The organism is Aeromicrobium phragmitis, from assembly GCF_003674095.1.
GTDB lineage: Bacteria > Actinomycetota > Actinomycetes > Propionibacteriales > Nocardioidaceae > Aeromicrobium > Aeromicrobium phragmitis.
In genome coordinates, this window is record NZ_RDBF01000003.1 from 270,489 (window position 1) to 289,795 (window position 19,307).

At 69.8% G+C, this 19,307-nt stretch carries 19 protein-coding genes and 2 tRNA genes; 16 read left to right on the forward strand and 5 right to left on the reverse strand.

Going from position 1 to position 19,307, the window contains the following annotated elements; translation table 11 throughout:
- Nucleotides 1–3: 3 nt before the first annotated feature.
- Nucleotides 4–456: a flavodoxin family protein gene (locus D9V41_RS06020; protein WP_121793741.1), complete on the reverse strand. Its 453-nt coding sequence runs from the start codon at nucleotides 454–456 to the stop codon at nucleotides 4–6.
- 65 nt (nucleotides 457–521) lie between these two features.
- On the opposite strand from D9V41_RS06020, the gene D9V41_RS06025 reads away from it, so the two are divergent.
- From D9V41_RS06025 to D9V41_RS06040, 3 genes are read left to right on the forward strand one after another with little or no spacing between them, the layout of a single operon-like run.
- A complete protein-coding gene (locus tag D9V41_RS06025; RefSeq protein WP_121793628.1) occupies nucleotides 522–1,448 on the forward strand; it encodes an AAA family ATPase in 927 nt (308 codons plus the stop codon).
- Between the two features lie 2 nt (nucleotides 1,449–1,450).
- Complete coding sequence (locus D9V41_RS06035) at nucleotides 1,451–2,602, forward strand: DUF58 domain-containing protein (RefSeq protein ID WP_243697176.1); 1,152 nt, start codon at nucleotides 1,451–1,453, stop codon at nucleotides 2,600–2,602.
- Nucleotides 2,599–4,755, forward strand: a complete 2,157-nt coding sequence (locus D9V41_RS06040) for a transglutaminase TgpA family protein (RefSeq protein ID WP_121793631.1) — start codon at nucleotides 2,599–2,601, stop codon at nucleotides 4,753–4,755. The genes D9V41_RS06035 and D9V41_RS06040 overlap by 4 nt, the downstream gene beginning before the upstream one ends.
- 1 nt (nucleotide 4,756) lies before the next feature.
- Here D9V41_RS06040 and D9V41_RS06045 read toward each other — a convergent pair whose 3' ends face one another.
- The gene (locus tag D9V41_RS06045; protein ID WP_121793742.1) at nucleotides 4,757–5,761 is read right to left on the reverse strand and encodes a glutathione S-transferase C-terminal domain-containing protein; all 1,005 of its coding nucleotides are present in this window, start codon (nucleotides 5,759–5,761) and stop codon (nucleotides 4,757–4,759) included.
- A gap of 226 nt (nucleotides 5,762–5,987) precedes the next feature.
- On the opposite strand from D9V41_RS06045, the gene leuA reads away from it, so the two are divergent.
- The gene (gene leuA / locus D9V41_RS06050; RefSeq protein WP_121793743.1) at nucleotides 5,988–7,682 is read left to right on the forward strand and encodes a 2-isopropylmalate synthase; all 1,695 of its coding nucleotides are present in this window, start codon (nucleotides 5,988–5,990) and stop codon (nucleotides 7,680–7,682) included.
- 130 nt (nucleotides 7,683–7,812) lie between these two features.
- Here leuA and D9V41_RS06055 read toward each other — a convergent pair whose 3' ends face one another.
- Complete coding sequence (locus tag D9V41_RS06055; RefSeq protein ID WP_121793632.1) at nucleotides 7,813–8,784, reverse strand: quinone oxidoreductase family protein; 972 nt, start codon at nucleotides 8,782–8,784, stop codon at nucleotides 7,813–7,815.
- Nucleotides 8,785–8,934: 150 nt separating this feature from the next.
- Nucleotides 8,935–9,336 carry a hypothetical protein gene (locus D9V41_RS06060; RefSeq protein WP_121793633.1) on the reverse strand — a complete coding sequence of 134 codons (402 nt, stop codon included), beginning with the start codon at nucleotides 9,334–9,336 and terminating at the stop codon, nucleotides 8,935–8,937.
- A 60-nt stretch (nucleotides 9,337–9,396) separates the two neighbouring features.
- On the opposite strand from D9V41_RS06060, the gene recO reads away from it, so the two are divergent.
- The 10 genes from recO to D9V41_RS06110 all read left to right on the forward strand — a co-directional run bounded on the left by recO (nucleotide 9,397) and on the right by D9V41_RS06110 (nucleotide 16,416).
- Nucleotides 9,397–10,131: a DNA repair protein RecO gene (recO, locus tag D9V41_RS06065; protein ID WP_121793634.1), complete on the forward strand. Its 735-nt coding sequence runs from the start codon at nucleotides 9,397–9,399 to the stop codon at nucleotides 10,129–10,131.
- Nucleotides 10,128–10,895, forward strand: a complete 768-nt coding sequence (locus D9V41_RS06070) for an isoprenyl transferase (protein WP_121793635.1) — start codon at nucleotides 10,128–10,130, stop codon at nucleotides 10,893–10,895. Before recO ends, D9V41_RS06070 begins: the two co-directional genes overlap by 4 nt.
- Before the next feature lie 141 nt (nucleotides 10,896–11,036).
- Entirely contained in the window at nucleotides 11,037–11,843 is an 807-nt protein-coding gene (locus D9V41_RS06075; protein WP_121793636.1) for a fumarylacetoacetate hydrolase family protein, read from the forward strand.
- Entirely contained in the window at nucleotides 11,840–13,324 is a 1,485-nt protein-coding gene (gene gltX, locus D9V41_RS06080) for a glutamate--tRNA ligase (RefSeq protein WP_121793637.1), read from the forward strand. Before D9V41_RS06075 ends, gltX begins: the two co-directional genes overlap by 4 nt.
- Nucleotides 13,325–13,416: 92 nt before the next feature.
- A tRNA-Gln gene (locus D9V41_RS06085) sits at nucleotides 13,417–13,488 on the forward strand.
- Between the two features lie 42 nt (nucleotides 13,489–13,530).
- Nucleotides 13,531–13,606, forward strand: a tRNA-Glu gene (locus tag D9V41_RS06090).
- Between the two features lie 72 nt (nucleotides 13,607–13,678).
- On the forward strand, nucleotides 13,679–14,014 hold the full coding sequence (locus D9V41_RS06095) for a YnfA family protein (protein WP_121793638.1): 336 nt from the start codon (nucleotides 13,679–13,681) through the stop codon (nucleotides 14,012–14,014).
- Nucleotides 14,015–14,069: 55 nt separating this feature from the next.
- Nucleotides 14,070–15,500 carry an AlkA N-terminal domain-containing protein gene (locus D9V41_RS06100; RefSeq protein ID WP_121793639.1) on the forward strand — a complete coding sequence of 477 codons (1,431 nt, stop codon included), beginning with the start codon at nucleotides 14,070–14,072 and terminating at the stop codon, nucleotides 15,498–15,500.
- Complete coding sequence (locus D9V41_RS06105; protein ID WP_121793640.1) at nucleotides 15,500–15,961, forward strand: methylated-DNA--[protein]-cysteine S-methyltransferase; 462 nt, start codon at nucleotides 15,500–15,502, stop codon at nucleotides 15,959–15,961. Before D9V41_RS06100 ends, D9V41_RS06105 begins: the two co-directional genes overlap by 1 nt.
- 53 nt (nucleotides 15,962–16,014) lie before the next feature.
- The gene (locus tag D9V41_RS06110; protein ID WP_133434122.1) at nucleotides 16,015–16,416 is read left to right on the forward strand and encodes a hypothetical protein; all 402 of its coding nucleotides are present in this window, start codon (nucleotides 16,015–16,017) and stop codon (nucleotides 16,414–16,416) included.
- 7 nt (nucleotides 16,417–16,423) lie between these two features.
- Here D9V41_RS06110 and D9V41_RS06115 read toward each other — a convergent pair whose 3' ends face one another.
- Nucleotides 16,424–17,134 (reverse strand): IclR family transcriptional regulator, encoded by a 711-nt coding sequence (locus D9V41_RS06115; RefSeq protein WP_121793642.1) that lies wholly within the window; start codon nucleotides 17,132–17,134, stop codon nucleotides 16,424–16,426.
- Between the two features lie 60 nt (nucleotides 17,135–17,194).
- Here D9V41_RS06115 and leuC point away from each other — a divergent pair, with 60 nt between their 5' ends.
- Nucleotides 17,195–18,607 carry a 3-isopropylmalate dehydratase large subunit gene (leuC, locus tag D9V41_RS06120; RefSeq protein ID WP_121793643.1) on the forward strand — a complete coding sequence of 471 codons (1,413 nt, stop codon included), beginning with the start codon at nucleotides 17,195–17,197 and terminating at the stop codon, nucleotides 18,605–18,607.
- 2 nt (nucleotides 18,608–18,609) lie between these two features.
- Nucleotides 18,610–19,209 carry a 3-isopropylmalate dehydratase small subunit gene (gene leuD, locus D9V41_RS06125; protein ID WP_121793644.1) on the forward strand — a complete coding sequence of 200 codons (600 nt, stop codon included), beginning with the start codon at nucleotides 18,610–18,612 and terminating at the stop codon, nucleotides 19,207–19,209.
- Nucleotides 19,210–19,307: the final 98 nt, after the last annotated feature.

The window sequence follows — 19,307 nt, forward strand, 5'->3', positions numbered from 1 at the left end:
GGCTCAGGAGATCAGGACGGCACCCAGCGTGCCGCCGAGCTCGTAGGCGCGTTCCAGGTGCTCCTCGGTGACCTCGCCGGTGAACACGAGGGGTTCGGCGGCCAGTCGCCATCCCAGTCCGGTCGTGATCGACTCCATCGCGCGTTCGGCGCCGGTCGTGTCGTAGCCGCCGTGGATCCAGTACGAGAACGGGCGCTGCGCGGTCGGCTCGCGGACGGCGTCGTAGGTGGTGTCGAAGAAGTGCTTGAGCGCCCCGCTGATGTAGCCGAAGTTGGCGGTGGTGCCCAGCAGGTAGCCGTCAGCGGCGAGGACGTCATCGACGGTCGCCTCGAGGGCAGGCCGCTCGACGACCTCCACACCGTCGAGGGCGTCGTCGCGCGTGCCCGCGAGCACGGTGTCGGCGAGACGTGCGACGTTCTCGGTGGGCGAGTGGTGAACGACCAGCAGACGTGGCATGACCCGACGGTAATCGCATGCCGCGTTCTCGCGCACGCCGACCACGAGGTGCCTAGGATCGTTCCATGGATCTCGCCGCGGCCGCCCGCGCCCTCCACGACAACGTGAGTCGGGTCATCGACGGCAAGCCGGATGCCATCGACACGGCCATCGTCGTGCTGCTGGCCGAGGGGCATCTGCTCATCGAGGACGTCCCGGGGGTGGGCAAGACCGCCCTGGCCCGCGCGCTCGCTCGCTCGGTGGACGGCAGCGTCAACCGCGTGCAGTTCACGCCCGACCTCCTGCCCTCGGACATCACCGGCGTGTCGGTGTTCGATCAGGCGACGGCCCGTTTCGAGTTCCGCCCCGGAGCGGTCTTCGCGCACGTCGTCATCGGCGACGAGATCAACCGCGCTTCGCCCAAGACCCAGTCGGCTCTGCTGGAGGCGATGAGCGAGCGTCAGGTGTCCGTCGACGGCACGACGTATCAGCTCAGCCGGCCCTTCATGGTGGTCGCGACGCAGAACCCGCTCGAGATGGAGGGCACGTACGCGCTGCCAGAGGCACAGCGCGATCGCTTCATGGCGCGCATCTCGATGGGCTATCCGGACGCCGCCGCCGAGCTGGACATGATTCACGGCCACGACCGCACCGAACCCATCGACGCCCTCGAACCGGTGGTGTCGCTGGAGGACTTCGCCGCGATGATCGTCGAGGCGCGCGCGGTCCACGTCTCCGACGCGGTGGGACGTTACGTCGTGGATATCGCCACCGCGACCCGTGCGGACGATCGCCTGCTGCTGGGTGCGAGCCCGCGGGCGACGCTCCAACTGGTGCGAGCCGCCAAGGCCTACGCCGCCGTCCGCGGGCGCGAGTACGTCGTCCCCGATGACGTCGACACGCTCGCCGTGGCGGTGCTCGCGCATCGGCTCATCGTCCAGCGCGGCGAACCGGATGCCGAGCTCATCGTGCGATCGATCGTCGAGCGCACCCCGGTGCCGGCGGGCCCGTGACCATGTCCTGGTCGCGGTGGCCCGCGCCCTCGCGGCGCGGCGTCGTCTTCCTCGTCGTCGCCGCACTCGTCGTCGTGCTCGCCTTCGTCTGGTCGGTGCCGGTCCTGGTGCAGGCCGGCGGCGTCCTCGTCGGCGCTTTCGTGCTGGCGATGCTCGCGGTCGCGTTCGGTCGTCCGGCGTGGAGCGTCCAGCGTGACGTGGAACCGCGGGTGGCCGATCCCGGCGAACCCATCGCCGTCCACATGCAGCTAACCCGCCAGGGGCACAGTGCCCTCGACGTCGTGGAATGGTGGGAGGACGCCTCCGGAGGCGGTCACAGCGGCGTCCTGCTCGACGAGGGCCGAGGGCGTGCGCCCGCCGCCCGCTACGAGCTGCGCCTGTCCCAGCGCGGCCGCCACGGGATCGGTCCGACGAGCGTCCGGGTCAGTGACCCCTTCGGTCTCGCGACGCGCTGGGTCGAGCTGCCGGGGGAGTCGTCGGTGGTGGTGCTCCCGCGTCGCGTCCCGTTGTCCGCGGACAGTGCGTTGATGGATGTGCTCGGTGGGCGCGATCAGCTCGTCGAGCGGCCGACCAGCTCGCGTGGTCTCGGCGAACCCGATGTGCTCGCCCGGCCCTACCGCTTCGGGGACCCGGTCAAACGGCTCCATTGGAAGGCGACGGCGCACCGCGGGTCGCTCATGGTTCGTCAGGAGGAGCAGCAGTCTCGTCGCCGGGTCGTCCTCGTCGTCGAGACCCGAAGCGACGACGAGCGCGAACTCGATTGGCGAGCCAGCGCGGCGGCGTCGGTGCTCGAGCGATTGCATCGCGACGGCTCCGACGTCCAGGTCGTGGTGGGCGAGTCGTCGGTCGACGTCGCACCGGACACGTCGCCGCACGAGGCGCTCATCAGTCTGGCGTTGGCCGAACCGAGTGCTGCGGCAGCCCGCTGGGGCGACCCCGGTGCCGATCGCCTCGTGTTCGCCGGGCGCGTGGACGTCGCCGCTGCACGGGCGTGGCTCGCTCAACCGGACCGCGCGCCGGTTGCCGTGTTCGTCCACGCGTCGAGCGACGACGAGGCCTTGGGGGCGCTGCGCCGCGAAGGCTGGACGTGTCTCACGTACCGCGACCGCGACGACGTGGCCGAACTGTGGAGCGATGCCGAGGTGCGACGATGACGAACCGATTCGGCGTCGGCGCGCACCTGGCGGGACTCGTCGGGTTGATCGGCGTCCTGTGGGGTTTCGGCAACGTGCTGCAGGGCGACACCTGGTGGTCGCGGGTCGTCCTCGTCATGGTCGGCGTGCAGGTCTCGCTGCTCGTCGCACGGCGTTGGCACGCCACGCTCGCCCCGCTCGCCGGTGGCCTGGCGCTCGGGCTTCTCGTGGTGTGGGTGTTCGTGCCCGGCAGCACCGTGGCCGGCATCCCTACGGCGACGACGCTGCAGGCGTTGCGGCAACAGCTGAGCCTCGCCATCGCCGTCGTGGCTGAGGAGCAGGCGCCGTTGATCCCACCGGAGCCGCTGCTGACCGGGATGGCCGTCGGCTTCGGGTTGCTCGTCATCGTCGTCGACGCGCTCGTGCGCTCCCGGCGGCTCGGCGTGTGGGGCGTCGGCGCGGTCTTCATGGTCGGGCTCGCGATCGCCTCGCTCATCGTCGGGGCGAACCCGCCGCTCCCGGCGTTCGTCGTCACGGCGGCGGGCTGGCTCGCGCTCGTCGTCGCGCGGTCGTCCGCGCCGTCGCCGTCGCGCGTGGTGCTCGCCACCGCGATGGGGGCGACCGCGTTGATCGCGGGCGTGTTCGCGCCGTCCGTGGTGGCCGCCGACCTCACTCCAGCCGCGTCGACCTGGGGCCGAGCGCCCGTCGACATCTTCGGACGCGGCATCAACCCGATGCTGCGACTCGGCGAGAACCTGCGGCGCGGTGACTCCGTCGAGGTACTGCGCTCGATCACGTCCGCCGAGGAGGCGCCGTACTTGAAGGTCGCGACGCTCGTCGACGTGGAGGGGGACACCTGGGAGCCGATCGTGAATGCCGACGGCCTGCCGGTCGAGCAACCGCTCGATGGCCTCGACCCTGCCATCGAGAGCACGGCCGAGGAGATCAGCATCGCGGTCGACGATCTGGACTCCACGATGCTGCCGATGCCCTACCCGGCGGAGGGGGTCCGTGGGCTGGTGGGCACGTGGTTCTGGCACCCGGTCGGAGGGACGGTGCGGTCGCGGACCGACACCACGCGCGGTCAGACGTACGTGGCGGACTATGTGGAGATCACGCCGGACGCCGGGCAGATGCGCGAGCGTCAAGCGCTGCTGCCGGCCCCGCTCACGCGGCGGTACCTGACCCTCCCGCCGGACACGCCACCTCGCATCGCGGCCGTGGCCCGCTCACAGACGGCGGGCCTCACGAACGACTACGACCGCATCGTCGCCCTTCAGGACTGGATGCGCGCGGACTTCAGCTATTCGGAGTCGTCACCGGTGGCCGAGGGCTACGACGGCAGCGGTGTCGAGGTCATCGAGCGCTTCCTCCTGGAGGAACAGTCCGGCTACTGCGTCCATTTCTCCTCGGCGCTCGCGGTCATGGCCCGTTCGCTCGGGATTCCGGCGCGCATCGCCGTCGGGTATGCACCGGGTGACCCCGCCGGACGCACCGCTGAGGGAGAGCGCATCTACTCCACGTCCTCGGACTCTCTGCACGCCTGGACCGAGGTCTACTTCGAGGGTGTCGGATGGGTGAGGTTCGATGCGACTCCGGGCGTGGGCCGGCCGACCGGATTCGACGAGCCGCGTGTCGGCGGTCCTGCGCCGGTCGGCGACCTCCCGAACCCGGGCACGGTCGCGGGAGGCACTCCGCAGGACCCGCAGGCTCTCACCGAGGGCGAGCAGGCGGTCGCTGCGGGCGCGGCGGCGAACGCAGGCGGCCCCTCGCGATCCACGCTCGCGCTGGGCGCAGCGGCGACGGCCGCGGTGCTGCTCGTCCTGCCGGCGTCGGCCCGGCGCACCCGCCGCTGGTGGCGCTGGCGGAAGGGTCGCGACCGCACCGAACCCCTGTGGCGCGAGATCATCGACACCGCCACCGACCTCGGTTTCGCGCTGCCGGCCCGGGCTACGGTGCGGGGCCAGGCCGAGCCGCTGCAGGGCCATGCCGGACCGGGACTGGTCGCCGTGATGGAGTCCGTCGAACGCGAGCGGTACGCCTCCACCCGGGGTCCGACGACGGTGCTCGAGGAGGCGAGGTCGAGCGTCCGGTCGCTGGAGACGTCCGTGCCGGCCTGGCGGCGTTGGCTGGCACGTTGCTTCCCTCGGTCCCTGGCCCGTCGCGCCGAATGACCTAGCCGCGTCCGTGCGGTTCGAGCCACAGCGACGGGTCCGGACCCTTGGGGACGATCTGCGTCGGGTTGATGTCGGTCTGCACGACGTAGTAGTGCGCCTTGATCTGCTCGAAGTCGATCGAGTCGCCGAAGGCCGGGATCTGGTACAGATCACGGGCGTAACCCCACACGTTCGGCATCTCGGTCAGCTTGTTGCGGTTGCACTTGAAGTGGCCGTGGTAGACGGCGTCGAACCGCGCGAGAGTGGTGAAGAGTCGGACGTCGGCCTCGGTGACGGCGTCGCCCATGAGATACCGGCGGGTGGAGAGCCGGTCCTCCAGCCAGTCCATCGCCGTCCACAGCCGGTCGTAGGCGGCGTCGTAGGCCTCCTGGGAACCGGCGAAGCCGCAGCGGTAAACGCCGTTGTTGATCTCGTGGAAGATTCGCACCATCACGTCTTCCATCTCGTCGCGCACGTCCGCAGGCCACAGATCGGGCGCGTCCGGCGCGTGGTGCTCACGCCACTCGAAGAAGAAGTCGTGGGTGATCCACGGGAAGTCGTTGGTGACGACCTTGCCCGACTCGATCTCCACGATCGCCGGCACCGTGATGCCCCGCGGATAGTCCGGGTACCGGGCGAAGTAGGCGTCTTGGAGCCGCTCGATGCCGAGTACCGGGTCGACGCCGTCGGGGTCCAGATCGAAGGTCCAGCTGCGCTTGTCGTGCGTCGGACCGGGCGTGCCGAGGCTGATGACGTCCTCGAGTCCGAGCAGCGATCGCACGATGATCGACCGGTTGGCCCACGGACACGCCTTCGCCGCGATCAACCGGTACCGGCCGGCCTCGACCGGCCAGCGCGGGGCATCCGAGGGGCTGCTCGCACCGGTGCCGGCGCGGCCGTCGATTGGCTCGCCGCCCTGCGCGGTGATCCGGTCGGGGATGTAGTTCATGTCGCGGTCGAACTCCTGCCCGGCCGTGACGTAGGCGCCGCTGGTGGACTGGTCGGACTCGGTCGAGGAACTCATGTCCCCAGTCTGCCCCAGGGGTGGGATCTCGGCCGTGGTTCGCAGGGGTGCTACTGTGACCGTGACATGCGCTACGCGAACCTCCTCCTTCGCTGCCGCGTCGAGGTCCACTAGGTCGGGCCCCTCGGCGCGGAGTTCGTCGTGACCGACCGCACGTGACGAACCCCATGTCCCGAGGAGCCCCATCGTGAAGAACAACATCGTCTCTGCTCAGCAGACCTCTCCCATGCCGTTCGGGCGCTACCGCGCGTTCGAGCCCATCGACCTGCCCGACCGCACGTGGCCGTCGCAGACCATCACCGCCGCCCCGCGGTGGTTGTCCACCGACCTGCGTGACGGCAACCAGGCGCTCATCGACCCGATGACCCCGGCCCGCAAGCGCCGCATGTTCGACCTGCTGCTGCGGATGGGGTTCAAGGAGATCGAGGTCGGTTTCCCGTCGGCCAGCGACACCGACTTCCAGTTCGTCCGCGACCTGATCGAGCAGGACCTGATCCCCGACGACGTCACGATCTCGGTGCTGACCCAGGCGCGGGAAGACCTCATCGAGCGCACGACGCAGGCCCTGCGCGGCGCCCACCGGGCCAACATCCACCTGTACAACGCGGTCGCTCCACTGTTCCGCCGCGTCGTCTTCAACGCCTCGCGCGACGAGGTACGCTCCATCGCCACCCGCGGTACCGAAATGGTCATGAAGTACGCGGAGCAGAACATGACCGACACCGCCTTCGGCTACCAGTACAGCCCGGAGATCTTCACCGGTGCCGAACTGGAGTTCTCCGTCGAGGTCTGTAACGCCGTCATGGACGTCTGGCAGCCCGAGGCCGGCCGGGAGATCATCCTCAACCTGCCGGCCACCGTCGAGATGGCGACGCCCAACACCTACGCCGACCAGATCGAGTGGTTCAGCCGCAACGTGGAGCATCGCGAGCACGTGGCGATCAGCCTGCACCCGCACAACGACCGTGGCACTGCCGTCGCCGCCACCGAGTTGGCGATGATGGCCGGCGCCGACCGCGTCGAGGGCTGTCTGTTCGGTCACGGCGAGCGCACGGGCAACGTCGATCTGGTGACGCTCGGCATGAACCTGTTCAGTCAGGGCGTGGACCCGCAGCTGGACTTCAGCGACATCGACGAGATCCGCCGCACCGTCGAGTACTGCACCAACCTGCCGGTTCACCCGCGACACCCGTACGCCGGCGATCTGGTCTACACGGCGTTCAGCGGTTCGCACCAGGACGCGATCAAGAAGGGTCTGGAGGATCTGGACCGCATCGCGGCCGAGCAGGGCGTGCCGGTGGCGGAGGTGCCGTGGGAGGCCCCTTACCTGCCGATCGATCCGCACGACGTCGGCCGCACGTACGAGGCCGTGATCCGCGTCAACAGCCAGTCCGGCAAGGGCGGTGTGGCGTACATCCTCAAGGCCGAACACCAACTGGACCTGCCGCGCCGCCTCCAGATCGAGTTCAGCCGCGTCGTCCAGAACATGAGCGAGGGCGAGGCCGGCGAGATCGAGGCGTCGCAGATCTGGGACGCGTTCCGCCGCGAGTACCTGGATCGCGAGCAGCCGTACGCGCTGGAGAGCTTCAGCTCCACCACAACGGCCGAGGGCTACGACGAGCAGATCGTCGACCTGATCGTGCGCGGTGAACACCGCTCCTTCAAGGGTGAGGGCAACGGCCCCGTCGCGGCGTTCGTCGACGGCATGCGCCAGACCGGCGCCGAGATCCGGGTGCTGGACTACAGCGAGCACGCACTGTCCGCCGGTGGCGACGCCCTCGCCGCCGCCTACGTGGAGTGCGACATCGCCGGCGAGGTCGTGTGGGGTGTGGGTATCCACGCCAACATCGTGACGGCGTCACTGCGCGCGGTGGTGTGCGCCGCCAACCGGGCAGCCGCCACCACCATCCCCGCCGTCTGACCCGAGCCGCGTCACGGCGGTTCTCGCTCCGCGAGTGGTGCAGATTCGTCACGCCGCGTCGTCGGCGGGCGCGAATCTGCACCACTCGCCGACGAATTTTCACCACTCGCGAGCTGCGAGGTGGGCGCGGTCAGGGCAGCAGCAGGAGCTTTCCGGTGGTCCGCCGGCCGGCGAGCTCCTCGTGCGCGCGACCGGCGTCCGGCATCGGATACGTCGCACCGATCCGCACGTCCAGCTCGTCCGTCGCGACGGCCTCGAACAGGTCGGACGCGCGCCGCTCGAGCTCCTCGCGGTCGGCGATGAAGTGCGCGAGTGACGGGCGGGTAAGGACGAGCGATCCCTTGGCGTTGAGCGTCTGCGGGTCGACGGGGGAGACCGGTCCGCTCGAGGCACCGAACAGCACGAGCGTCCCGCGGGTGCGGAGGGCGTCGAGGCTGCCGTCGAACGTGTCAGCGCCGACGCCATCGTAGACGACCCGTGCGCCGATTCCGTCGGTCAGCTCACGCACCTTCTCGGCGAACCCGTCGTAGCCGACGATGACCTCGCTCGCCCCGGCCCCACGTGACAGTGCGGCCTTCTGCTCCGTCGAGACCGTGGTCACCACCCGCACGCCCTCGCGCACGAGCAGTTGCGTGAGCAACAGCCCCACGCCGCCTGCTCCCGCGTGAAGGAGGACCGGGTCGCCGGGCTCGAGGGCGACGATCGAGTGGGTGAGGAAATGCGCGGTCATGCCCTGCAGGAGAACGGCGGCAGCCTGCTCGTCGCTCACGCCGTCAGGGATGCGAACAGCCAAATCGCCTGGCACGGTCGCGAACTCGGCGTAGCCGCCCGTGCCCATGGCCCAGGCGACCCGGTCGCCCTCGGCGAACCGATCCCGCAACCGCTCGCCGACCTCGACGACACGGCCAGCGCCCTCCTTGCCGGGCGTGAATGGCAGCGGCGAGTCATAGATCCCGGTGCGCAGGTAGATGTCGATGAAGTTGACCCCTGCGGCGCCGACCTCGACCAGAAGCTCATCGGGACCCGGGGCCGGCCGCGGCACCTCCTGCCAGGTCATGACCTCCGGTCCACCGGTCTGCTCGATGACGATCGCGTGGCTCATGCCGACAGCCTAGGCTCCGCCGGCAGGTCATCGCGCAACCGCGAGTGGTGCAGATGTCGATGCGAGTGGTGCAGATTCGTCACGCATCGGCCGCCCGGACCGCGAACGTGCACCACTCGCGGGGGACGGAGCGGGCGGGGCGCGGGCCGGCTATGCCTCCGCGGGCCTCTCCCGGGCGGCCTCGACGCCGAGGGCCGCGAGGAGTCGCGGCAAAGCCAGCGCAGCGACCGACGACACCGCCCAGACCACGATCGCACCCCAGAACCACGCGGTCAGCCCTGAGATCCAGATCGCACCGCCGAACCACGACGCGATGACGAGGGCGATCACGGTGGCACCGAGGCCGCTCAGTCCGACGAGCGCCCGCGCCCGTGCTTCTGCGACTCGTCCGAGCCAGGCGGTCACGAGGCTCTGGACGATCGCGTAGATGACGACCGTGGTGACGAAGCCGAAGATGCGCAGGCGGAACCCGTCGACGAGCCCTGCGGCGGCCAGCAGCCCGAGTGCAGCCGAACCGAGGAACACGCCGATCATGACGAAAAGCCTGGCCATGGCCGTCAGCCTACGGTGTCGTGATCACCACCTGGAGGCCCTTCCCGGCACAATGGACAGGTGAGCCTCTACCGTGATGCCGCCATCGTGCTGCGCACCCACAAGCTGGGTGAAGCCGATCGCATCATCACGCTCCTCACCCGCGAGCGCGGGGTGGTCCGCGCGGCGGCGCGCGGCGTCCGCAAGACGTCGAGCCGGTTCGGCGCCCGGCTGGAGCCGTTCATGCACGTCGACCTTCAGCTGGGCGAGGGCAAGTCGCTGGATTTCATCACGCAGGTCGTCACCCTCACCCCCTTCGCCAAGTGGCTGGGCGACGACTACGGCGCCTACACCGCCGGGTGCGCGATGCTCGAGACCGCCGAGCGCCTCGTCGCCGACACCGCCGAACCGTCCGTGCCGCAGTTCACGCTCCTCGTCGGCGCCCTGCGTGCGCTCACCGAGAAGCGGCATGACCCCGGTCTGATCCTCGATTCGTTCCAGCTCCGGTCCCTGGCCATCGCGGGCTACGCCCCGTCCTTCGGTTCCTGCGCGCGCTGCGGCCGCGAGGGCCCTCATCGCTTCGTGCACGTCCCGTCGGGCGGAGTCCTGTGCGACCACTGCCGGGTCGCGGGCTCGACGGTGCCATCGCCGGTCACCATCGAGTTGCTCGGCGCCCTGCTCGCCGGCGACTGGCCCGCGGTCGAGTCCTCCGATGACCGCGCTCGGCGCGAGGCCACCGGTATCGTGGCCGCCTACTTGTCCTGGCATCTGGAGCGCGGTCTGCGTTCCCTGGCTCACGTGGATCGATACTCATGACCCAGCCGGCCCCCCGGCCCCCGCATCCCCATCCCTCCGGCGCGCGACCTCCCCAGCTCTCCCCGGACCAGGTGCCGGCCCACGTCGCCATCGTCATGGACGGCAACGGCCGTTGGGCCAAGCAACGCGGATTGCCGCGCACTGCCGGTCACGAGATGGGGGAGGCCGCGTTGTTCGACGTGGTCGAGGGCGCGATCGAGGTGGGCGTCAAAGCCGTCTCGGCCTACGCGTTCTCGACCGAGAACTGGAAGCGCTCGCCCGATGAAGTGCGGTTCCTGATGGGTTTCAATCGCGATGTCATCCGGCGCCGCCGCGACGAGATGCACGCGCTCGGGGTGCGGGTGCGCTGGGCTGGGCGACGTCCGCGGTTGTGGCGCAGTGTCATCCGCGAGCTCGAGATCGCCGAGGAGATGACGAAGCACAACACCGTCATGACGCTGACGATGTGCGTCAACTACGGCGGCCGTGCCGAACTCGCCGACGCCGCGGCCGCCCTCGCCCGCGACGTCAAGGCGGGGAAGGTCGATCCCGATCGCATCACGGAGGCCACGTTCGCCCGCTACCTCGACGAGCCCTGGATGCCCGACGTCGATCTGTTCTGGCGCACCTCCGGGGAGCAGCGCACGAGCAACTTCCTGTTGTGGCAGTCGGCCTACGCCGAGCTGGTCTTCAGTGACATCGCCTGGCCCGATGTCGACCGGCGCGCGCTCTGGACGGCGATCGAGGAGTACGCCGCGCGCCAACGTCGCTTCGGGTCCGCCTGACCACCCCCGCTGCTCCCCGCACCCACACCCTGAGTGTGACGTTTCGCAGCCGAAACCCCCGTGTTCAGCTGCGAAACGTCACACTCAGCGCGTTCTGACCGTGCTCGCGGCGGGACGCGCTCCTCTGGGTAGGGTGAGGGCATGCGCGTGGCCCGCTTCTCCCTGGACGACGAACCCCGATTCGGTGTGGTCGGTGACGACGGTGGGACGACCGTCGTCGCTCCCCTCAAAGGTGATCCGCTCTACGCGGGCTTCGACCTGACCGGGCAGAAACTCCCGATCGACGACGTCCGCCTGCTCGCACCGGTCATCCCGCGCAGCAAGGTCGTCTGCGTGGGCAAGAACTACGCCGACCACGCCGCGGAAATGGGCGGGGAGGTCCCGGCAGAGCCGCTGATCTTCCTCAAACCCAACACGAGTGTCATCGGCCCCGGCGAGCCGGTCTTCTACCCCCAGCAGACCGAGGACCTGCACTTCGAAGGTGAGCTCGCCGTCGTGATCGGACGGATCTGCCGCAAGGTGCCCGCCGCCGACGCGGCCAAGGTGATCTTCGGGTACACCGTCGCCAACGACGTCACGGCGCGCGACCTCCAGTCACGCGACGGGCAGTGGGCGCGGGCCAAGGGCTTCGACACGTTCTGCCCGCTCGGTCCGTGGATCGAGACCGACCTCGATCCGGCCGACCTGCGGGTCACCACCGAGCTCAACGGCGACGTGAAGCAGGACGGTCGCACGAAGGACATGATCTTCTCGGTGGCCGACGTCATCGAGTACGTCACGAGCTTCACGACGCTCTTGCCCGGCGACGTCGTGCTGACCGGTACGCCCGCGGGAGTCGGTCCGATGCAGGTCGGCGACACCGTCAGCGTCACCATCGAGGGCATCGGCACACTCACCAACCAGATCGTCGCCGACGAGGACGACGAGGAAACGGAGACCTACGCATGACCGCCAGCGGCAAGCCCGTCGTGGCTCGCTTCTGCCCTTCGCCCACCGGCAACCCCCACGTCGGGATGGCCCGCACGGCGCTCTTCAGCTGGGCGTTCGCCCGGCACCACGGCGGCACGTTCGTCTTCCGCATCGAGGACACCGACAGCGCTCGCGATACCGAGGAGTCCTACCAGCTGCTCGTCGACGTCATGCGCTGGCTCGGGCTGGACTGGGACGAGGGCGTGGAGGTCGGCGGCCCGAACGGTCCCTACCGCCAGTCCGAGCGCATGGACGTCTATGCCGACGTCGCTCAGCGGCTCATCGACGCGGGGTGGGCGTACAAGGCCTACGACACGGCCGAAGAGCTGGAGGAGCGCCGGGAGAAGGCGCGTGCCGAGGGCCGCCCCAGCGGTTACGACGGCCTCCACCGCGACCTCACGCCCGAGCAGCAGGCGGCGTTCGAGGCGGAGGGCCGTCAGCCGGTCATCCGTTTCAAGATGCCCGAGCAGGACTGGACCTTCGACGACCTCGTCCGCGGCCCGATCACGTTCGGTGCCGAGAACGTGCAGGACTTCGTCATCGTGCGGGCGAACGGCCAGCCGCTGTACACCTTGACCAACCCGACCGACGACGCCCTCATGGGCATCACCCACGTGCTGCGCGGCGAGGACCTGCTCAGCTCCACCCCGCGGCAGATCGCCATGTACGAGGCGTTCGCCGAGATCGGCATCGGAGACGGCTCGACGCCACGCTTCGGGCACCTGCCCTACGTCATGGGGGCGGGCAACAAGAAGCTCTCCAAGCGCGACCCCGAGTCGAACCTGCTGGCGTACCGCGACCAGGGGTTCCTACCCGAAGGTCTGCTGAACTATCTCGCGCTGCTCGGGTGGGCGATCGCGGAGGACCGCGACGTGTTCTCGCTCGCCGAGATGGTCGAGGCGTTCGAGATCTCGCGGGTCAACCCCAACCCGGCACGGTTCGACCTCAAGAAGTGCGAGGCGATCAACGGCGACCACGTGCGGATGCTCTCGGTGGAGGACTTCGCCGAGCGGCTCGTCCCGTACTTCCAGCGCGCCGGACTCGTCGCCGACCCGATCACCGAGCGGCAGCGCTCCGCTCTCGCCGCGGCCGCACCGCTCGTCCACGAGCGGACCAACCTGCTGACCGAGGCCGTGGACATGCTGCGCTTCCTGTTCGTCAGCGACGACGCGTTCACGATCGACGAGGCCGACCGGGCCAAGCAGCTCGACGAGAACGGGCTGCAGGTCGCGCGGGCGGCGCATGAGGCGCTGTCGGCGCTCGACTCCTGGACGACCGCGGAGATCGAGTCTGCGCTGCGTACCGCGCTCGTCGACGGACTCGGCCTCAAACCGCGTCTGGCGTTCGGCCCCGTGCGCGTGGCCGTCACCGGGAGCCGGGTGTCTCCGCCGCTGTTCGAGTCGCTCGAACTGCTCGGTCGCGACGCGTCGCTGGCGCGACTGGCGGCCGTGCTCGGCTGACCGTCGCGACGCGACCCCGGTTTGGGGGAGCGAGGGGGCGTCGGGTAAAGTCGTCCTTCGGTTCGAGGCGTTCCTCGGAACGGCCGAACCGGTGGGGTATGGTGTAATTGGCAACACGGCTGATTCTGGTTCAGTTGTTCTAGGTTCGAGTCCTAGTACCCCAGCGAAGACCTCCTCAGCAGCGTCTGATAAGGTTTTCACCGCCTGGCCCCGTTGTGTAGCGGCCTAGCACGCCGCCCTCTCAAGGCGGTAGCGCGGGTTCGAATCCCGTCGGGGCTACCAGCGCGACTCACCCCCGGTCTCCTCCCGAGACCGGGGGTGTGCTGGTTTCCGGGCCCCCTAGGATCGTGGTCCATGGACGTTCTGCGCTCGATTCCGCTGTTCGTGCTGGCGGCGTTGTTCGAAATCGGCGGAGCGTGGCTCGTCTGGCAAGGCATCCGCGAGCACCGCGGATGGCTGTGGATCGGCCTCGGGGTCATCGCTCTCGGGCTGTACGGCGCCGTCGCCACCCTGCAGCCCGACGCCAACTTCGGCCGCATCCTCGCCGCGTACGGGGGCGTGTTCGTGGCCGGCTCGCTCCTGTGGGGCATGGCCGTCGACGGGTTCCGTCCGGACCGATGGGACGTCGTCGGCGCGCTGGTATGTCTGGCTGGCGTCTCCGTGATCATGTACGCCCCACGTTCCGCGTGAGGGCCATGTCCGATTTCCGCCAGTAACGGCTCGGTGGGCGCGTCATGATGGTGGCGTGCTCGACGATCAGCGTTACCGCGCAGTACAGGCGAAGGACGGCCGTTTCGACGGACTGTTCTACACCGCCGTGCGGACGACGGGCATCTTCTGCCGCCCGTCGTGCCCGGCGCTGACTCCGCGCCGCGAGAACGTCACGTTCTTCTCCACGCCCGCCGCCGCGGTCGGTGCGGGGTTCCGCGCGTGTCGCCGATGCCGTCCCGATCGCACTCCCGGCTCGCCGGAATGGAACGTGCGGGGCGACCTGGTCGCCCGCGCGATGCGCTTGATCGGTGACGGAGTCGTCGAGCGCGAGGGCGTTCCGGGATTGGCGCGCCGACTGGGCTACAGCGAGCGGCAGCTGCATCGCTCGCTGACCGCGGAGGTGGGAGCGGGACCGCTCGCCATCGCCCGCAGCAACCGTGCCCAGCTCGCGCGGACCCTCATCGAGACCACGGACCTGCCGCTGGCGGACATCGCCTTCGCCGCGGGGTTCGGCTCGATCCGGCAGTTCAACGACACGATCCGCCGCGTCTACGCCGTCAGCCCGAGAGAACTGCGCCGCGGGCCGCGGGGCGCCACGAATCGCCTGACGCTGCGTCTGCCGGTCCGTCAGCCGTTCGATGGTGGAGGCCTCCTGGCGTTCCTGCGCCCTCGGGCGATCGCGGGGGTGGAGATCGTCGGTGAGGACACGTACACCCGCGTGATGACCTTGCCGCACGGGCCCGCCGTCGCCCGGTTGACCCTCGCGGGCGATCACGTGCGTGCCGAGCTCGAACTGACCGATCTCGCGGACACGCAGGCAGCGGTGCAGCGTTGTCGCCGATTGCTGGACCTGGATGCCGATCCGCTCGCCATCGACGCGGCACTCGCAGCCGATCCGATCCTCGCTCCGCTCGTGGCCGCTCGCCCGGGTGTCCGGCTGCCGGGACAGGTGGACGGCTTCGAGGTGGCCGTACGAGCCATCGTCGGTCAGCAGGTGTCGGTCGCCGGCGCCCGGACGATTCTCGGTCGGATCGCCGCGCGCTTCGGCGCCGACGTCTCCCTGCCGATGGCCGAGGAACTCGGACTGCGCCGCACCTTCCCCCGTCCCGAGGACCTCGCCGAGGCCCCGGACGACGAGTTCTCGATGCCGCGATCGCGAGCAGCGGCGTTCCTGAGGGTCGCGCAGGCGATGGCCGCCGGTGGCCTGACCCTCGACCCCGGCACCGATCGGGACGAGGCGCGGCACCGCTTGCTGGCGGTCACCGGGATCGGTCCCTGGACCGCCGACTACATCGTCCTGCGGGCGTTGTCCGACCCCGACGTCCTCATGCCGACCGATCTCGTGCTGCGCCGGGAACTGGCGGCGCGAGGCATCACGACCGAACACACCGACCGCTGGCGCCCCTGGCGCTCGTACGCGGCCGTGCACCTGTGGCGCGCGGCCACCGAGGAGAGGAACGACTGATGAGCACACGCTGGATGGACTCGCCGATCGGCGGACTGCGCCTTCACGTGGCGGCCGGCCTGATCACCCGGATCGAGTTCGATGCCGAACCGCGGGGCACACGCGTCGCCGAACCCCTGCTCGACCGCGCGGAAGCGCAGCTCGAGGCGTACTTCGGCAAAGAGCTTCGCGAGTTCGACCTCCCGATCGCCAACGACGGGACCGAGTTCCAGCAGAGGGTCTGGAACGCGCTGCGGGCGATTCCGTACGGTCAGACCGCGACGTACGGCGAGATCGCGGCACGACTCGGGTACGCGCCGGGCATCTCGCGGGCGGTGGGCGCGGCCAACGGGGCGAACCCGATCCCGATCGTCGTCCCCTGCCACCGGGTGATCGGGTCCAACGGGACGCTGACCGGTTACGCCGGCGGGATCGAGCGCAAGCGGGTGCTCTTGGAGCTCGAGCAGCCGGCGCTGTTCTGACCCTGTGGACGAAGCGTTCGACGCTGGCGCCGCATGCGGTGGACGCTGTGGCCATGATCCTCGTCCAGACCGAAGCCGACCTCACCCGTTTCTGGCGCCTCGTCCGCGCCGGCCTCGACGTCCCGAGTCCCCAGGTCTCGTTCGTCCTCATCGACGCCCACGGCGCACCGAGTCCGCAGGTCACGACCATCGACGGTCTGCCACCGCGGCCCGTGACCCAGGTCGTCGAGCAGCTGTCGGAGGTGATCGAAGAGTCGTACCGTCGGCTGACGCCGGGCGGAACCGTGGGACTGCTGTGGTCGCGACCAGGACGCGGCCCGATTCGTGCCGGAGAGTCGGCGTGGATGCGCCGCGTGGGCGAGAGCCTGCGTCGCCGGCGGGTGATCGCGTGGCCCGCGCACGTCGCGAACGACGCCTACTTGCGCGTCGTCGGCGCCGACGACCTCGCTGCGTGACTCCTCGTCACCGACGCAGACTCTGCGACAGGCGCTCGGCGGCCGCCACCACAGCGGGCGCATGCATGCGTCCGGGCTGACGCGTCAGCCGCTCCAGCGGACCGGACACCGAGACGGCAGCCACGACCTTGCCGGAGGGGGAGCGGACCGGAGCGGACACCGAGCCGACGCCCGGCTCGCGCTCGCCGACACTCTGCGCCCATCCGCGGCGTCGCACCGCGGACAGTTCGGCGGCCGAGAACGTCGCCTTGAGCAGGCCCTTGTTCATGCGCTCCGGGTCCTCCCAAGCGAGCAGGATCTGCGCGGCCGAACCTGCGGCCATGGTCAGCTGGCCGCCGACGGGGATGGAGTCGCGCAGGCCGGTCGGACGATCGGCGGCCGCGACGCACACCCGGAAGTCTCCCTGTCGTCGGAACAGCTGAGCCGACTCTCCGGTGATGTCGCGCAGGCGCGCGAGGACCGGACCGGCGGCGGCGAGCAGCCGGTCCTCGCCGGCGGCGGCCGCCAACTCACCGAGCCGCGGACCGAGGATGAAACGGCCCTGCATGTCCCGGGCGACCAAGCGGTGGTGTTCGAGGGCCACCGCGAGACGATGGGCGGTGGGACGCGCGAGCCCGGTGGCCGCGACGAGGCCGGCCAGGGTCGCTGGGCCGGGCTCCAGAGCGGCCAGGACGAGGGCCGCTTTGTCCAGCACGCCGACTCCGCTAGAGTTGTCCATGCCTTGATACTGCCGTATCGCATGTTGAGACGCAAGTTCATCCGTTAGAAGGGCACCGTGATGCCGAAGACACTCGCCGAGAAGATCTGGGACGACCATGTCGTCCGTCAGGCCCAGGGAGAGCCTGACCTGCTCTTCATCGATCTCCACCTCATCCATGAGGTCACGAGCCCCCAGGCGTTCGACGGCCTTCGGCTCTCGGGCCGCACGGTGCGTCGTCCCGACCTGACGCTGGCCACCGAGGACCACAACATCCCGACGACCGATCTCGACAAGCCGATCGCCGACCCGGTCTCGCGCACGCAGGTCGAAACGCTGCGCCGTAACGCCGAGGAGTTCGGTGTGCGCCTGCACCCGATGGGTGATCTCGACCAGGGCATCGTGCACGTCGTCGGCCCCCAGCTCGGCCTGACGCAGCCCGGCATGACGGTCGTGTGCGGCGACTCGCACACGTCCACCCACGGCGCCTTCGGGGCGATCGCCTTCGGCATCGGCACGAGCGAGGTCGAGCACGTGCTCGCGACGCAGACGCTGCCCCAGGCCAAGCCCAAGATGATGGCCGTCGAGGTCACCGGCGAGCTGCCTCCCGGCTCCACCGCCAAGGACCTCATCCTCGCGCTCATCGCGCAGGAGACCACCGGTGGCGGTCAGGGCTACATCGTGGAGTACCGCGGCGAGGCGATCCGGAAGCTCTCGATGGAAGAGCGCATGACGATCTGCAACATGTCGATCGAGTGGGGGGCCAAGGCCGGCCTCATCGCCCCGGACGAGACGACCTTCGAGTACATCAAGGGTCGCGCTCACGCGCCGGCCGGCGATGAGTGGGACGCCGCGGTGGCCTACTGGAAGGGTCTGGTCACCGACGACGACGCCGCCTTCGACAAGGTCGTCACCCTGGACGCGTCCAGCGTCACGCCGTTCGTCACGTGGGGCACCAACCCCGGCCAGGGTGTGCCGCTCTCGGCCCGCGTTCCGGACCCGGCGTCCTTCGAGGACCCGATCGAGCGCGAGGCCGCCGAGAACGCACTGCGGTACATGGGGCTGGAGGCGGGGACGCCGATGCGCGACATCGCCGTCGACACTGTCTTCATCGGCTCGTGCACCAACGGCCGCATCTCGGACCTGCGGCGCGCCGCCGAGCTCATCAAGGGCCGCAAGGTCGCCGACAACACGCGCGTCCTCGTCGTGCCCGGCTCGGTCCGCGTGCGGCTCCAGGCCGAGGAAGAGGGACTCGACGTCATCTTCAAGGAGGCTGGTGCCGAGTGGCGCGGGGCCGGCTGCTCGATGTGCCTCGGCATGAACCCCGACCAGCTCACGCCGGGGGAGCGCAGCGCCTCGACCTCCAACCGCAACTTCGAGGGCCGGCAGGGCAAGGGCGGACGCACGCACCTGGTCTCGCCCGACGTCGCCGTCGCGACCGGGGTGCTGGGTCACTTGGCCAGCCCCGCCGATCTGGACAAGGCAGGAGCCTGATCATGGAACGCTTCACGACCCACACCGGTGTCGGTGCGCCGCTGCGTCGCAGCAATGTCGACACCGACCAGATCATCCCCGCCGTCTATCTCAAGCGGGTCACCCGCACGGGCTTCGAGGACGGCCTCTTCGCCGCGTGGCGGAGCGACCCGGACTTCGTCCTCAACCAGGACGCCTACCGCCAGGCCACCGTGCTGGTGGCCGGCCCCGACTTCGGCACCGGTTCCTCGCGTGAGCATGCCGTGTGGGCCTTGCAGAACTACGGCTTCAAGGTCGTCATCAGCCCCCGGTTCGGCGACATCTTCCGAGGAAACTCGGGCAAGGCCGGTCTCCTGGCCGCGCAGGTCGACGACAAGGTCGTGGCCGCCCTGTGGGAGTACCTCGAGGCCAATCCCGGCGCCGCGATCACCGTCGATCTTCAGGAGCGCACGGTCAGCGCCGGCGAGGGTCCGGACCGCATCGAGGACTCCTTCACGATCGACGATTACACGCGCTGGCGGCTGCTCGAGGGTCTCGACGACATCGCCATCACGTTGTCGCACGAGGAGGACATCGCCGCGTACGAATCCGCGCGGCCGTCGTTCAAGCCCGCGACGCTCTGACGCTACCTCGCGCTCGACGAGCCCCCGGTGACGTGGTCACTGGGGGCTCGTCGTCTACCGGCGCGTCGACAACGGCGCCGAGATCCCCATATTCAAGT